Origin of the sequence: Pseudomonas sp. BP11-1-1 (assembly GCF_052112105.1) — a bacterium.
Classification (GTDB): Bacteria; Pseudomonadota; Gammaproteobacteria; order Pseudomonadales; family Pseudomonadaceae; genus Aquipseudomonas; species Aquipseudomonas alvandae.
This window is the reverse complement of record NZ_JAUTYU010000028.1, coordinates 1-14,621: the sequence shown is the minus strand read 5'-3', so window position 1 is coordinate 14,621 and position 14,621 is coordinate 1. Positions and strand designations below refer to the sequence as shown.

Below are 14,621 nucleotides of genomic sequence, written 5' to 3'. Positions count from 1 at the left end.
CATCAGCGTACCCGACTGCGACTCTGCACCGACAGGTCCAGGGCTTTCTGCATGTCCAGCCGCGCCGAGCGGCCCACGTCCTTGTCGTTGAGCTGGTAATTGCGCTCCGACGGCAGGATGGGCGCGGTGAGGTCTTCGCCGTCCATTCGTTCGAAATCATGGTTGTCGCCGATGGTCATGGCGCTGCGCCGCAGGAGCATGCGCAGCTGTTCTGGCTGAAGTTCTGGATTGATCGACAGCATCGCCGCCAGCAGGCCCGTGACCATCGGTGTGGCGTAGGACGTGCCGCAATGCACCGCACCGTCCTCGCCGGCGTTGACCGTCGAGGCGTGGGTGCAGGCGGCGGCAGTGATGTCGACGCGCATGTCGATGTTCGAGGAGCTGCGCTTGACCGCGTAGCCGGGGTCGTCGACGGCGAGTGCGGCCCGTTCGTTGCGCTGGTGCCCGCCGACCACCAGCAATTGCTCGGTGATGAACGAGGAGGGCAGGCGGTATTCGTCGGTGCCCGAAAAGGAGGAGCCGTTGCCGGCGGAGTTCACCACCACCACGTCGGGATGTTCCTTGCGCAGCCACAGGAAAAATTCCTCCAGCAATTCTTCGTAGCCGCCCATGGCGATGCCCGAACGCAGCAGCGAATCCACGTCATCGCCTTTGACATCTTTCGCCCCCACGCGGTGAATGCCCCAGCTCCAATTGAGCACGCGCACGCCGTCCTCGACGAGGTTCACCGAAGCGGCGATGTTGGCGGTGATCCCCGCATCGGAATTGCGCTCGACGATCACCTCGAAGCCACCGCTGGCCTTGTCCAGGCCCCGGAGAAAACCGCTGTTGCCGCCATCGTTCCAGCGCGCCGCGAGGATCCCGGCCACGGTCGTGCCGTGGTTGTCCGGCTTGTCCGCATCGCGGGCGTAGACGCAGGTGCGCGGCACCGAGCAGGGGCCGAGGTAATCGGCAAAATCCGCCGTGTCGAAATCCACGTCGCGCTCGATCAGGCCGATGCGCACCGGTTGCGGTCGGATCGGCGACTGCTGTCCGGGGATGCGCCGCTGGTAGTAATGCACCGCGTCGAGAAAGCGATTCGCCGCCCACTCATCCGAGTCCTGGGCCGGTTTTTTCGGCTCGTCAGGCTGGGCGGGCGCTTGCTCGGCCTCTTCCGCCCCTGACTCCTCGATCACCACCGCATCGACGCTGGTCTCGCTGCCCAGGCGCAGCACCAACGCATCGCGATGCACCAGATCCTTGGCCGGCAGGCGCAGCTGATACACGTTCAGCGGCGCTATGCTGCCGACCACCTTCGCGCCATATTTGCCGGCAAGCCGCTCAGCCTCCTGGCGGCCATCGTGACTTTCCTCGATCAGCACGCTGACCAGATCCACATAGGTGGTCAGGCCGTCCATGTTCTTCGCCACCTCGTTCGGCCCAGCGGCGAGCACGTGGCTGTTGCCCATGGTTAGCCAAACGGCATTGCTCAGGCGTGGGCCGTCGGCCAGCCAGAGCGGACCGCTGTGGTAATCGGCGCTGTCCAGGCGCAAGCGCAGGCTTTGTCCTTCACGCTGGATGCTGTGGGCAGGAATCGTTTTCTCGCCCAGTTGCAGTTGTGGCGTTGCGTCACCCAGCCCACGTGCGGTCAGGCACCATTCCTGACGCTGGCGTTCGAGCAAGTCGCCGCAGCGCTTCAGGCCTTCCAGGCGCAACGGTTCTTGCGCGGAGGCGGTCGTGCTGGCTGTCCAGATCAGGAATGAGGCGAGGGCGACGGATCGTAAGCGCATGGGTGGAGTTCTTTGCTGGGGTTTGCTGTTCCGACCGCTGCGTCGATGGCTTCGTTCAGGCGTCCCTATCGAGCGTCATCGAAATGGAACAACCGAACCCGCACCGCAATCCGATTCATAAGCGTTTGAGGAACAGGGGAGTCCCATGTCTCGTCCACCCATGATCGGAATCATCGCCTGCTCAGGCAAGATCGGCCCGCACACCGTCCAGCTCAGCAACGACAAATACGCCCAGGCGGTCGCCACCGCCGCAGAAGCGCTGCCGGTGATCCTGCCGGTGTTCCCGGCGCTGATCGATCCTGCCCACGTCATTGCCGGCCTGGACGGGCTGCTGTTCACCGGATCGCCGTCCAATATCGAACCCCATCACTACGGTGGTCCACCCAGCCCGCCGGGCACCGAGCACGACCCGGCCCGGGACAACCTGGCGCTGCCGCTCTGGCGCGCCGCGGTCGAAGCGGGCCTGCCGGTGCTCGGTATCTGCCGTGGGTTCCAGGAAATGAACGTCGCCTTCGGCGGCTCGCTCCATCAACAGCTCGACGGCCCTGGCGCCGAACATGAACCGCCGAGCAACGAACCCGTCCAGGAACAATACGCCCGCAACCATGCCCTGACGGTGCGGCCGGGCGGCGTGTTGGCGCGGCTGGGGCTCAAGGACGTCATCGAAGTCAACTCCGTCCACGGCCAGGGCATTGCGCGGGTGGGGCAGGGCTTGCGCGTCGAGGCCGTGGCGGAGGATGGGTTGGTGGAGGGCCTTTCGGTGGAGGGCAGCCGGGCCTTTGCGCTGGGGGTGCAATGGCATCCGGAGTGGGAGGTGATGGAGAACGCGGATTATCGAGCGATTTTTCGGGCGTTTGGGCAGGCGTGCAGAGAGCGGGCGGGTTACGCCGGATCGTGACAACAGACGCAGAGCTTGTTGCCTTCAGGGTCCCGAAAGTAGGCCCCGTAATAATCCGGGTGATATTCAGGGCGCAGGCCTGGAGGACCTTCGCAGCGGCCACCCAGGGTCAGCGCCAGGGCATGAGTGTTACGCACGACCTGTCTATCGGAGGCCAGCAGGGCGATCATTTGCCCGTTTCCGGACGTCGCCGGTTCGCCGTCATAGGGTTTGCCAATTACAAAAAGAGGACGTGGGTTGTCAGGGTGCATCCAGCCCGCCCAGGGGCGTTCAAGGTCTTTGAACTTGAGTTCAAGGCCGAGCGCTTGCATGACCTCTTGATAAAACACAAACGCTCGCTGGAAATCGTTCGCGCCGATGCACACATGTGAAATCATCTTTTCATCCTGGAAAGGGGAAGGCCTGTTTCCACCATAGCAGCGTCTCCTCAAGGATTGGCCTTCATCCGTCCTTCGATCGCCACGCGCAAACAACCCCAGGCGATCACGCCGATGACCAGCAGCTCGGCGATACCGATAAGCACGTGGAATGAAAAGGTCATCGGCTGCTCCGCCCAATAGAAGGTTGTCGGGCGGGAAATGCCAATGCGCAGTCGTCCGGTAAACAGCGAGGGCACCAACGTGATGATGCGGGTCAGCTCGAACACAGCCAGGAACGCGCCAATCAGCGCGAGCAGGGCGCGTGCGGGTGTGCCCAGTTGCTCAGTCGTCTCCGCCGAAGGCGTCGGCGCCTTTGCTTTGCGCTGCCTGGCGATTTTCGCCGGGGTCGGAGCAGGCCGGTAGGCGGCCTTCGCAACGGGTGCCGAACCCACCGTTACCTCGCTGGGCATTGGTATTTGCAGGTAGTCGCTTATCTCACGCAGCCATAGGTCGGTGCGTTTGCTTCCCGGTACGATCGGAACGTTGCTGCTCGTCAGGCGATGGGTGATGCCATCGCGCATCACCAGCCACAGTTGAGTGGCGGCTGGCTTGGCCTCCGGGTGGCGGCGCAGTTCGAAGTGTTTGGCGGCGTCGATCCTGAACACCGAATGCACCCGCTCACGGCGTCCGAAAAAGTTCTGGGTGCGGCGCTTGCCTTCGCCGTCGAGACGCGACAACAGCAAGGTCTCGCGGGTGCCGGTGTAAACCAGCAGCGCCAGGCCCAGGGCGGGAATCAGCAGCAGCCCGAGCACGAGCAGGAGCGAGGACAGCGGATCCATGCCTGCTGGCGAGGAGCCCGCCTCCATGATTGCTAGCACGGCCGCCCCAGGAAAGATCAAGGCCATCGCGCTTGCCAGCAATACGAATCCGCTCTGCACCCAATTGATCGAGTGGATGTGCAGGTCATCGCGCGCGGTGCGCTCGAATTGATATCCGATCAGCATGCAGGGCTCCTGATGCGCCGCTTGGAGAACGCCGAAGGGCTGCGCAAAGCCGCAGGCGACGATCGTGTTCCGGGCAGCGGAGAATACCTCATGCGGAGGATCACGTAGAACATTGGGTGTGGGTAGGCAACGTCGCCACAGCTATCCTGCAAAGGAGTACATCGGCTCAAAACCGACGCGTTGGTGACTCCCGAAAAAGCCTCACGTGGACATCGCTTTCTGGTAGGCGTTGATCAGGTTGTATCTACCTAGTTTTTGGATGACCAGGGACTCGGCGCCGGTCTTCAGGCCAGTCATTGTCTGAAAGATATAGCCCGTGACAGGCGCTTTGTCGTTTATCAACGCATCCAGGATCTTCTCGACCAGCGTGCTCTTTGCATATTGGTCAGCTGTGGAGGAGCTGGCAAGTCTGTAGTCGTCGCTAAATAGTCCAATCAGGCACCTGAATATCCACATGGGCGACATTTGCTGTCCATAGAGCGTGTTTGTAAGTTTAGCTCCCAGGCTGCCTTTTGATTCTATTATCAAATACTCTTCGACGGCCCCGCTTGACATGTTTCTACGGATCCAGATCTGATCTATTCCGTTGGTCCTTCCTGAGGCGGCTTTGCCAATTTTCATCTGGTAGTCCTGACCCTGAATAGTCAGCAGGTATTTGGTTGCGGCGTACTCGCCGCGGGCTTCTGCAGTGCCCGCATCATTCAAATTATTAAGATGCGTTCTAACACGCCTGGCTGAGTAGATATCATGGTGAACGAATCTCTCCCATCCAGGCTGGCTCGCGCCGAAGGAACCAAAAACCCAGGATTTGACATTTCGCATAAGGTCAAAGTTGGCGCGGTTGCGGTCGACGATTTCGTTAAATCGTCGATTGAATTCAGCGGGTGGAATCTGGCGCATGTCCCGTGAGGTAAAACCCTGTTGGGCTTCCTCTTTGTTCTCCATGAACCACTGAACCCTTTCTGCAAGCCAGTAATCCTGGATATTGAATACAACCGCTGCCGAGACCGCTTTATTGATATGTTTGGGGCCCGTGTGTCTGGCGTCTCTCCTGATAGCTTGCTTGATTTGTTCTTCGTCGGTTGAGTCCAGGAGAATCAGCTGGGTTGCAAGATGGGTGGAGCCGATATTGGCCCCATATCTGTTCTGGTACTGATTGACCACATGGTCATCGATCTGGTTATTGGATTTGACGATGGCGATTGAGCCGACGGAGGTATAGGGGTAGGCCTGGGTAGACAGGGCAAGCTGATCCCCCCCGCGTGCATCGAAGTGCAAGATTTCTGTGCTCTCAACTGTTGCGATAGGGTTGCAGTACCTGAGTATCTTGTCGTTGAGCGCGTCCATGGAGTCATAGCTTGTCAGCTTGTTCATGTTCGTTTTCATCCTCTGAAATGAACGTCCGATGGCTCCAAAATAGTTCATGGTCGTGTTCCATGCCAGAAAGGTTCAACTGGGCTCAATTGTCACGTCGAGTTTGGCCCTACATCGGTCGATGAAAACGGAGCGACCGGTTCAGGAAACGTCCTACATCGCCACTCACATCCCCTGCGTTAGCGTCCGTCCTGGATTTTCAGGATGAGATTCGCGACTTGTGACCACACGCCCAAAAGACCTGCCCAAGGTTCGTAATCCACGTTCCGGCGAAGGGCACAACATCTCCTATCGGGACATGACGTCCAGCGAGCTGGCGGACTACGAAACCCTCCAGCGCGGCCATGAAGCCATGCTCGCCCGACAGGCTGCCTATGAAAACGAACGTTGGGCCACGGTGGAGAAAAAGCCTCTCGTCATCACCGGCTCCGTGTTTGCCAAGAGCTGCAAACTGCCCAACGGAATCATTGACTACAGCAACCCCAACGGCTTCGTACCGCCGGACCTGGTCAAACAGTACGGTGATCTGACGTGGCTCGGCGGCCGAAGCGCCGACGCTTCGGGAAGCGTTCCCCTCAAGCAAATCGGCTCAAGCGCAATACCCGTCGCCTGGGGCCGGCTCGCACTGGGAGGTTCCGCTGTGCCGGCGGCTGGCGCCGCTACTGGCACGGTCGGCGCGGCGTTGTTGACCGGCATCGTCGCCTTGCTCTGGCCCTCCAACCTGGGCGACAGCGCCCTTTACAGCGAAGACCAGCTACGCCAGCTCAAACAGGCCCGCACCCGCATGCGCCTGAGTATCGAGCAGCAGGCCGACGGCAGTATCAAGGGCTACGGCTTCTATACCGGCCAAAACCGCGGCTGGGAAATGGTTGACCGTCGTCCACCTCACTCCTCGCGGCGACCAATACATCGCCGACCTGGGCGACGGCATCGAACTGATCTGGACCCCAGCCTCCGATCCCTCCGACACCCTTGGCATCCCTGCGTTGGATGCCGCGCCCCAAACGCCACACATCTGGATCTACCCACCGACGCCGGTGGCGGACAGCATCATCGTCAACCCGATTTATCCGCCAGAGTACAAGGATTTCGTCCTTGTGTTTCCGGCGGATTCGGGGGTTCGGCCGGTTTATGTGGTTTTGAGCACGGCTCACCTCAAGTATTTCCCAAAACCGGGCTTTCCAACGGCGTTCCCAAGTGCAAAATGGGCCCCGCCCAAGACTCGCATGAAAGGCGGAGGACTGCGTCCACGCTGGAAGGATAAAAACAATATTTATGAATGGGATTTTCAACATGGCGCAGTAGAAAAATACGACAAGCGAGGGAAACATCTGGGTGAGTTCAACCACATTACAGGTGTCCAGACGAAACCAGCCAACCCAACGAGGTGGATTGAACCATGAACCACAAAATAATGGGCGTCATTGACGGCGATGACTTCGCCTCTTACGAAACAGCGCTCGTCATTAATGACCAAGAATTGGCAACAATAATGAACTGGACTGGACAGGAGGAGCAACTATACGACTATGAACTGACTGCTTCTCAAATTAATGAGTTGGAAGCCGCCTGCTCGATAATACTGCCAAGAAACCTAGTACTTTATCTCACTACCAGCGGGAACCAGCCTGGGGGAAAATCATAAAAATCGGAGGGGTGAGAAAGTTTGCGACCCGATTACCGGCAAGCGAACCAAACCCGCCTGGCCTGCAACGAAGGTAAAAAATCAAGCCCGCCGTTGAAATTTTTGACAGCCCTAAAGGTAGAAATGTTTATAAGTGGGGCTCTAGGTATGGAAGTGGAGTTGTATCGTGCAAGCGATGGAAGCCACTTAGGTGCATTCAGCCATGAGACAGGACTTCAAGTAGGACCGATCCGAAAAAATCGTAACATCAAAAAATATCTGTGAGGGTTCGATGGGTTTGAAAATCAGATTGGATTGGTATGACAAGAGAACCGAGTTGGGTGAAGGAAAGGAATATTCGAGGGATATGGGCGACGATATGTCAGCAATTACCGCGCTGGGATTGGGGAGCGAGCCAAGGATATACGACGGAGGTTTTGATGTGCTCGAAGAATGGATCCCGCTTCTTCAACCCCTCTTCAATCACTCAATCGCTCCTGAGCAGTTTGATTACCAGATCTCATTTCGTTACCGAGCAGCGTGGTAGCAGCGGGGCAGCTCGTCCTTTCGAAGGGTATTTTTTTGGCAGTGGGGTGCCGTGTCTTACTTCTCAATAACGGGTTTTTATCCCGACGACAGAAATGACGATTCATTGCAGTTTGAAATGGACATAAAAAACGCTGAGCAGAATGAAATGCTCGCCCAAATAACCGAGGGGAAAACGTTCGTCGAAGTCGGGCCTGGAGAGCTAGAAATAACAAATGAGCAGCTAAGGGAAATAGGACGGGTGCTGGGTATGGAGTTCCCAGCGGGATTGGAGTACTACATTGGAACTTGTGTCGATGCCTGAAAAATACCAAAAAGGAATCGTATGGGTCTCAAATTGCGACTCGAGTGGTATGGCAAAAAAACAGAGTCTTTCGAGGGGGAGGAGTATTCAGAGGATTTGGGTGACGACGGCGCTGTTGTCGAGGCTTTAGGTCTTCCAATCGAGAATAATATTAATAACGGAGGCTTCAATGTCGTCTTGGAATGGGTGGCGATCTTGCAACCCCATTTTCAACACTCAATTGATTGGGGTGGCTATGACTATCAGATAGCCTTCGACTATCGAGACAGTTGGTGATCCCCGCGTAAGGTTTTTCAAAGGTATTTTCAAGCAATAGCGCTTGGATCATGCCTGCCTGCCGCAAAAGGCGCAGTCCTGAAACAGATCCGAACTGTTTCAGGACCAGAAAGAATCCGCCCTTAACTAGAAACTGTACTTGGCCGTCAACATCATATTCCGCGGATTGCCATACGCATCCCCCCCATAACTCGCAGAGTTGGCGATAGTCGAGTAGTAGCGGCGGTCAAAGATGTTGTTGGCGTTGACCTGCAGGTCCAGGTTCTGGTTGACCCTGTACCCGGCCATCAAGTCCGTGACGGCATAGCTGCCCTGTTCGAGGCGGTACTTGCTGCCGTTGGCCAGCGGAATGTCGTTGTACATCCGGCTCTGCCAGGAGACGTTGCCGCCAACGCGCAGTTTTTCCAGCGGGCCTTGGAAGCGATAGTGGGTGGTCAGCTTGAAAAGATGTTCCGGCGTGTCAGTGTCGAACTGCTTGTTTACATTCAGTGGATTGGCGGCGTCCTTGATGGTGTGGGTTCGCGCGTAGGTATAACCACCGCCGACCTGCCAGTTTTCGGTCAATGCGCCTTGCACTTCGAAGTCGATCCCCTGGCTGCGAATCTCGCCTGAGGCCTCGTTGCAGGTTGCCTGCGGACAGTTGGGCACGACCACCTCTACTGCGCGGTTTTCCTGGTCGATCCGGAACAGCGCAACGCTCGCATTCAGCGCGCCATCAAAGTACTCGCCCTTGATCCCGACTTCATAATTTTTACCTACGATCGGCTTGACCGGGGACCCGGACCTATCCTTTGCGCTCTGCGGCGTGAAGATGTCGCTGTAGCTGACGTAGACCGAATACTGGTCGTCCAGGTCGTAGATCAAGCCGGCGTAACGGGTGACGTTTCGAGTGACCTTGTAGTCGCCCTCGCCATCATGATTATCGTAGTCGTACCAGTCCAGGCGTCCGCCGAGGATCAGCTTCAGCGGGTCGGCCAGGCTCAGGCGTGTGGTGAGGTAGACGCCGTCCTGGGTGGTCACCTCGCGCTGGTTGTTCGTATGGACGAAGTTCGGTTTCGCGGCGTTGATCGGCCAGTTGGTGTCGTAAGGGTTGTAGCTGTGGGTGGTGTCGTCGTAGATGCGCTTGCTCGCGCCCACAACCAGTTCATGGGTGCGTCCGAATACCTCGAAAGGGCCGCTGGCAAAGGCGTCAACGCCGGCCTGGTTTTCGTCATGAGCGGCCTGGTAAACCGTGCGGGCCAGCGTGTTGTTGACCCAGCGCGATTGGTAAGAGCCGGAGAACAGGGCGTTCTGTTCTGAGTAGTTTGCGTTGAGTTGGAGGTTCCAGTCATTGGCCAAGCGATGTCGTACTTCGGCAAATACTGTGTTGATCTCCTGGTCCTTGTTCTCCCAATCCGTGCCCGGATTGTAAGAGCGCGGCAGGTCGAGGTGATGACCGTCCTGGCCGATCATCGAGGAACCCCAGAAGTAATTGGTCTTGTCCTTCTGATGGGAGAAACCCAGGGTCAAGGTGGTGTCTTCGCTCAGGTCTGCTTCGGTGACCGCATAGAACAGGCCGTGATTTTCCTCGACATCATCGATAAAACTGTTGGCGTCGCGGTATGAGGTCACGACCCGGCCACGCAGGGTGCCGCTGTCGTTGAGCGGGCTGGACGCATCGACCTCTCCACCGTAATCGTCCCAGCTGCCGGCGGTACCGGTCAGGGTGAGTTTCTGTTCGGCCAGTGGGCGCTTGCGGACCATGTTGATCGCGGCTGACGGGTTGCCTGCCCCGGTCACCAGGCCTGTGGCACCGCGCACGATCTCGACCCGATCAAACATTGCCAGGTTGGGCTGGGCACCGACCGAAACGCCGTTGTAGCCGGTCGGGATCCCGTCATACATCAGGTTATCGATTTCGAACCCGCGCGCCTTGTAGGTCTGCCGGCCAGGGCCGCTGGAAAAATCCAGGAACAACCCGGGCGTCGCCTTGACCACGTCGTTGATGCTGGTCATCGCCTGGTCATCCATACGCTGACGCGTGATGACCGTAACGGCTTGCGGGGTTTCACGCATGGTCAGCGGGAGCTTGGTTGCCGTCGACATCGAACCGGTTGTGTAGGATTCGGTGCCTTCCGTAGTACTCCATAACTGGTTGCTCGTGACTTCGGTCGCGCCCAGTTCCAGCGTGGCCGGTGGGGTGTTCTGGGTGGCGGCGCTGTTGTCATCGGCGTAGGCGGGAGCCAGGGAAGCCATGCAGATCGCCATGGCCAGGAGATCACGGGTAGGGGTGAAATAACGCGGGGTGGTGGTGCAAGTCGACATGAGTCGGTTCTGAGATGCTAATGATTGAGAGAACGATTAGCATTTAAGGGTCTCAAGATTTTTCTGAACGATAAAGCCTCCATTGGCTGGAATTGCCGACGTAGAGCGGTGCGCTGCGAATCCTCTATCATGAGCAGACGTTCATGCCCCGTGTTTTTCACACAACTCCCCGGAACCGTATACATGAGAGATCTGCCGCCAACCGCCACATTGCGAGCCTTTGAAGTCGCCAGCCGGCACCCGACGTTCACTGCGGCTGCGGATGAATTGCACGTCACGCAAAGCGCGGTCAGTCATCAGCTCAAGCATCTCGAGGCGCTTTGGGGGTTGCAGTTGTTCGAGCGTGGCAAGTCATTGAGCCTGACGGCGGCGGGGGCTGCGCTGGCGCCCATCGTGCGGGAGTTCATCATGAGCCTGGAGGCGACGTTGAGCGATCTGCGCGAGCAGAAAGGCCGGGTCCGAATCAGCGTCAGCACCACGTATTCCTTCGCGCTGAAGTGGTTGCTGCCACGCTTGCCAATGCTCTCTCGCCAGCATCCCGAGCTGTTGGTCTCGCTGGACACCACGGACAAGGTCATCCACTTTTCCAACGGCCAGGCCGATGTCGCGATCCGGCTCGGCAAGGGCATCTATCCTGGCCTGTATTCGGAGTTCCTGTTTGGCGAGCAGGTGTTTCCGGTGGCCAGCCCCGATCTGCTGCAACGCTTCGGCACGCCCTACGGCCCTGCCGATTTGTTGCATTTCCCGCTGCTGACCCGGGATGGCGCCGAGCTGGTGCCGAAGTGGGAGGCCTGGTTCCAACAGGTCGGGCTGGCGTTCTTGCCGATCAAGGAAAGCGTGCGGTTTGGTGACACCAACATGACGGTCGAAGCCGCGCTGCTGGGCCAAGGCGTCGCGTTGGTGCGCAGCGGGCATGTTGAAAACGAAATCAGCGACGGCCGTCTGGTGCGGTTGTTCGATGTGCCGTTCCCATCGCCGCTTGCTCACTACTTCGTGTGTCCCAAGGGCATCGAATCGCAGCCGCACATCGTCAGCTTTCGCCAATGGCTGATCAGCGAGGCGCTGAAAGTCCAGCGAAGCTATAAGGTATGAAAGTCTGTTCATGGTCCGATGAGGAGACTTCGCTGTAGTCCGGGCGATGGGCTGCCTAGAATGGCGACCATGCCTACCCATATCGTCTTCCTGGTTCTTTTCGCCGCGCTCCTGCATGCCAGTTGGAACGCATTGCTGCGTGGCGGTGCCGATCGGCTGTGGTCGATGACGGTGATGTGCATCGCCATCGCCATCACCTGTGTCGTCGCCGCAGCGTTCATGGTGCCGCCAGCGGTTGAAAGTTGGGGCTATGCGCTGCTTTCGGCGTTGCTGCATGTCGGCTACAACCTGTTCCTGGTGCGCAGCTACAGGGTCGGCGACCTGGGGCAGATCTATCCCATCTCCCGTGGATCGTCGCCGGCGCTGATTACTTTGGGTGCCGCCATTTTTGCCGGGGAGAACATCACCCCCGGCGAGATGCTGGGGATTGCGCTGGTATCGGGCGGCATTATCTCGCTGGCCTTCAGGGGCCGCAGCCTGTCAGTCCCCAGCTTGCCCTACGCGCTGGGAACCGGTTGCTTCATCGCGGCCTACAGCGTCGTCGACGGCATGGGTGCCCGGCTCTCCGGCGCTCCGCTTTCCTACACGGTGTGGATGTGCGCCTTATGGGGCGTGCTGATGCCGGCCGTTTACATCGGCCTGCGCGACGCCCGCAGCTTGTTTTCGCTGCGCCCCGGAATATTCTCCGCGTTGGCCGGCGGACTGGTCTCGTTGCTCGCCTATGGCATCGTCATCTACGCCATGAACGAAGCGCCGTTGGGCGCGGTATCGGCACTGCGCGAAACCAGCGTGCTGTTCGCGTTGCTGATTGGCTACGCGTTCCTCGGCGAGGCACTCACCACCCGCCGGATCCTGGCGTGCGCAGTGATCGCCAGCGGCACCCTCATCATTGGCTAGGAGGTATTTCAATGGATAACGTCTCGCCCGCACCGCTGATCCTGATAACCGGTGGAAGTCGCGGGGTGGGCGCCGCCACCGCCCGGCTTGCCGCCGCAAAAGGCTATGACGTCGCGATCAGCTACGTCGCCAACGAACCCGCGGCGCTGGCCGTGGTGGCGGATGTGCAGGCGCTGGGACGCCAGGCGTTGGCCGTGCGGGCCGACAGCGCGGACCCCGGGCAGGTCGATGAATTGTTCAAGGCCATCGACCGGACGTTCGGAAGGATCGATGTGCTGGTCAACAATGCCGGGGTGCTGTCCACCCAGTCACGCCTGGAGGACCTCGGCTTCGAACGCATGCAGCGCATCTTCGCGGTCAACTCCATCGGTCCGATCCTCTGCGCCCAGCAAGCGGTGAAGCGCATGGCCTACCGGCACAACGGCCCGGGCGGCGTGGTGATCAACATCTCTTCAGCCTCGGCGCGCCTTGGCAGTCCCCACGAATACGTCGACTACGCCGCCTCCAAAGGCGCCCTGGAGACGTTCACCATCGGGTTCGCCAAAGAGGTGGCCCGGGAAGGCATCCGCGTCAACTGCATTCGCCCCGGGCACATCTACACCGACATGCACGCCAGCGGCGGCGAGCCGGGGCGGGTCGATCGCGTCAAGGACTCGATTCCCATGGGCCGGGGCGGCCAGCCGGAGGAGGTGGCGCGGGCGATTCTGTGGCTGGCGAGCGCGGAGGCGTCGTTCGTGACCGGGACCTTCCTGGATGTGACCGGGGGAAAGTGAGCCGTCGTCGTTCGCTGGGAATCGAAACCTCACTGGTCGCTTGAAACGGCTTGCCGGCCGCCCCGCGATCACGGGCGAACCCGCAATCCAGGGAGCGGCACGACCCTGGGGTCAGGGCTTGAGCACCACCTTCACGCAGCCGTCTTTCTTGTCCCGGAAGGTGTTGTACATGTCCGGTCCGTCTTCAAGGCTCACGGTGTGGGTGATGACGAAGCTCGGGTCGATCTGCCCTTCCTGGATGCGCTTGAGCAGGTCGTCGGTCCAGCGATTCACGTGGGTCTGCCCCATCTTGAAAGTCAGGCCCTTGTTCATGGCGGCGCCGAACGGAATCTTGTCGATCAAGCCGCCATACACCCCGGGAATGGACAGCGTCCCGGCGGGGCGGCAGACGTACATCATCTCCCGCAGCACGTGGGGGCGGTCGGATTCCAGCATCACCGCTTGCTTGACCCGATCGTAGATGGAGTCGAACGAACGGGTCGCATGGGACTCCATGCCCACCGCGTCGATGCACTTCTCGGGCCCCTTGCCAGCCGTCAACTCGGCCAGGCGGTCCAGCACGCTTTCCTCATCGAAATTGATGGTGATGGCGCCACCGGCTTTCGCCATCGCCAGGCGCTCGGGCACGTTGTCGATGCACACCACTTGCCTGGCCCCGAGGATCACCGCGCTGCGCACCGTGAACTGGCCGACCGGGCCGGCGCCCCAGATGGCCACGGTGTCGGTGGGCTGGATATCGCATTGCACGGCGGCCTGCCAGCCGGTGGGGAAGATGTCCCCAAGAAACAACACTTGCTCATCGGTAAGCCCCTCGGGAATCACCACCGGCGTGAAGTCGGCATAAGGCACGCGCACGTATTCGGCTTGCCCGCCGGGGTAGCCGCCGGTGAGGTGGGTATAGCCAAACAGACCCGCCGTGGTGTGACCGAAGGCCTTGTCGGCCAGATCCTTGTTGCGGTTGCTGCGCTCGCAAACAGAAAAGTTACCCCGCCGGCATTGATCGCATTCACCACAACAAATCGTAAACGGGACCACGACGCGATCGCCGATCTTCAGCTTCTTGTTGGCCGAACCCACTTCCACCACTTCACCCATGAACTCGTGGCCCATGATGTCGCCATGCTTCATGCCGGGCATGAAACCGTCATACAGGTGCAGGTCCGAGCCGCAAATGGCGCACGACGTCACCTTGATAATCGCGTCTCGCGGGTCTTCTATCGTGGGGTCGGGGAGATGGTCATCACAGCGGATGTCTTTCTTTCCATGCCAGCGTAGCGCTTTCACTTGGGTATACCTCCTAGGTGGGGACGGTACGGTCGCTACGATCAGGCTCGTTGCGGACCTCCTGACATTTTCGGTTGGAGGAGGGGGGAGTAGTTCAAAGTAATGGTTGGGGAGAGC

General features: G+C 59.4%; 15 protein-coding genes and 1 pseudogene. 10 read left to right on the top strand and 6 right to left on the bottom strand.

Going from position 1 to position 14,621, the window contains the following annotated elements:
- Positions 1 to 2: 2 nt before the first annotated feature.
- Positions 3 to 1,769 (bottom strand): S8/S53 family peptidase, encoded by a 1,767-nt coding sequence (locus Q7C33_RS27555; protein ID WP_258650514.1) that lies wholly within the window; start codon positions 1,767 to 1,769, stop codon positions 3 to 5.
- 145 nt (positions 1,770 to 1,914) lie between these two features.
- Between Q7C33_RS27555 and Q7C33_RS27550 the strand changes: the two genes are divergently transcribed.
- A complete protein-coding gene (locus Q7C33_RS27550; protein WP_258650515.1) occupies positions 1,915 to 2,667 on the top strand; it encodes a gamma-glutamyl-gamma-aminobutyrate hydrolase family protein in 753 nt (250 codons plus the stop codon).
- On the opposite strand, the gene Q7C33_RS27545 is transcribed toward Q7C33_RS27550, so the two are convergent.
- From Q7C33_RS27545 to Q7C33_RS27535, 3 genes are all read right to left on the bottom strand, one after another.
- On the bottom strand, positions 2,652 to 3,044 hold the full coding sequence (locus Q7C33_RS27545) for a VOC family protein (protein WP_217861676.1): 393 nt from the start codon (positions 3,042 to 3,044) through the stop codon (positions 2,652 to 2,654). The two genes, Q7C33_RS27550 and Q7C33_RS27545, sit on opposite strands and share 16 nt — an antisense overlap.
- 50 nt (positions 3,045 to 3,094) lie before the next feature.
- Positions 3,095 to 4,030 carry a hypothetical protein gene (locus Q7C33_RS27540; RefSeq protein ID WP_030142269.1) on the bottom strand — a complete coding sequence of 312 codons (936 nt, stop codon included), beginning with the start codon at positions 4,028 to 4,030 and terminating at the stop codon, positions 3,095 to 3,097.
- Between the two features lie 201 nt (positions 4,031 to 4,231).
- Positions 4,232 to 5,404, bottom strand: a complete 1,173-nt coding sequence (locus Q7C33_RS27535; RefSeq protein ID WP_217861678.1) for a hypothetical protein — start codon at positions 5,402 to 5,404, stop codon at positions 4,232 to 4,234.
- Positions 5,405 to 5,624: 220 nt separating this feature from the next.
- Here Q7C33_RS27535 and Q7C33_RS27530 point away from each other — a divergent pair.
- The 6 genes and pseudogenes from Q7C33_RS27530 to Q7C33_RS27505 all read left to right on the top strand — a co-directional run bounded on the left by Q7C33_RS27530 (position 5,625) and on the right by Q7C33_RS27505 (position 8,154).
- Positions 5,625 to 6,807: pseudogene (locus tag Q7C33_RS27530) on the top strand (S-type pyocin domain-containing protein).
- Positions 6,804 to 7,049, top strand: coding sequence for a hypothetical protein (locus Q7C33_RS27525; RefSeq protein WP_258650522.1), 246 nt, complete (start codon positions 6,804 to 6,806; stop codon positions 7,047 to 7,049). The pseudogene Q7C33_RS27530 and the gene Q7C33_RS27525 overlap by 4 nt, the downstream one beginning before the upstream one ends.
- Positions 7,050 to 7,172: 123 nt before the next feature.
- On the top strand, positions 7,173 to 7,313 hold the full coding sequence (locus tag Q7C33_RS27520; RefSeq protein WP_407684495.1) for a colicin E3/pyocin S6 family cytotoxin: 141 nt from the start codon (positions 7,173 to 7,175) through the stop codon (positions 7,311 to 7,313).
- 7 nt (positions 7,314 to 7,320) lie between these two features.
- On the top strand, positions 7,321 to 7,575 hold the full coding sequence (locus tag Q7C33_RS27515; RefSeq protein WP_258650523.1) for a cloacin immunity family protein: 255 nt from the start codon (positions 7,321 to 7,323) through the stop codon (positions 7,573 to 7,575).
- Between the two features lie 51 nt (positions 7,576 to 7,626).
- A complete protein-coding gene (locus tag Q7C33_RS27510; RefSeq protein ID WP_258650524.1) occupies positions 7,627 to 7,878 on the top strand; it encodes a pyocin S6 family toxin immunity protein in 252 nt (83 codons plus the stop codon).
- Between the two features lie 21 nt (positions 7,879 to 7,899).
- Positions 7,900 to 8,154, top strand: coding sequence for a cloacin immunity family protein (locus Q7C33_RS27505; protein ID WP_258650526.1), 255 nt, complete (start codon positions 7,900 to 7,902; stop codon positions 8,152 to 8,154).
- A 126-nt stretch (positions 8,155 to 8,280) separates the two neighbouring features.
- On the opposite strand, the gene Q7C33_RS27500 is transcribed toward Q7C33_RS27505, so the two are convergent.
- On the bottom strand, positions 8,281 to 10,458 hold the full coding sequence (locus tag Q7C33_RS27500; RefSeq protein ID WP_407684483.1) for a TonB-dependent siderophore receptor: 2,178 nt from the start codon (positions 10,456 to 10,458) through the stop codon (positions 8,281 to 8,283).
- A gap of 183 nt (positions 10,459 to 10,641) precedes the next feature.
- Here Q7C33_RS27500 and gcvA point away from each other — a divergent pair, with 183 nt between their 5' ends.
- From gcvA to Q7C33_RS27485, 3 genes are all read left to right on the top strand, one after another.
- On the top strand, positions 10,642 to 11,550 hold the full coding sequence (gcvA, locus tag Q7C33_RS27495; RefSeq protein ID WP_407684482.1) for a transcriptional regulator GcvA: 909 nt from the start codon (positions 10,642 to 10,644) through the stop codon (positions 11,548 to 11,550).
- 69 nt (positions 11,551 to 11,619) lie between these two features.
- The gene (locus tag Q7C33_RS27490; RefSeq protein ID WP_407684481.1) at positions 11,620 to 12,447 is read left to right on the top strand and encodes an EamA family transporter; all 828 of its coding nucleotides are present in this window, start codon (positions 11,620 to 11,622) and stop codon (positions 12,445 to 12,447) included.
- An 11-nt stretch (positions 12,448 to 12,458) separates the two neighbouring features.
- Positions 12,459 to 13,220, top strand: a complete 762-nt coding sequence (locus tag Q7C33_RS27485; RefSeq protein ID WP_030142259.1) for an SDR family oxidoreductase — start codon at positions 12,459 to 12,461, stop codon at positions 13,218 to 13,220.
- 111 nt (positions 13,221 to 13,331) lie between these two features.
- On the opposite strand, the gene Q7C33_RS27480 is transcribed toward Q7C33_RS27485, so the two are convergent.
- Positions 13,332 to 14,504 (bottom strand): zinc-dependent alcohol dehydrogenase, encoded by a 1,173-nt coding sequence (locus Q7C33_RS27480; protein WP_334597396.1) that lies wholly within the window; start codon positions 14,502 to 14,504, stop codon positions 13,332 to 13,334.
- Positions 14,505 to 14,621 lie beyond the last annotated feature (117 nt).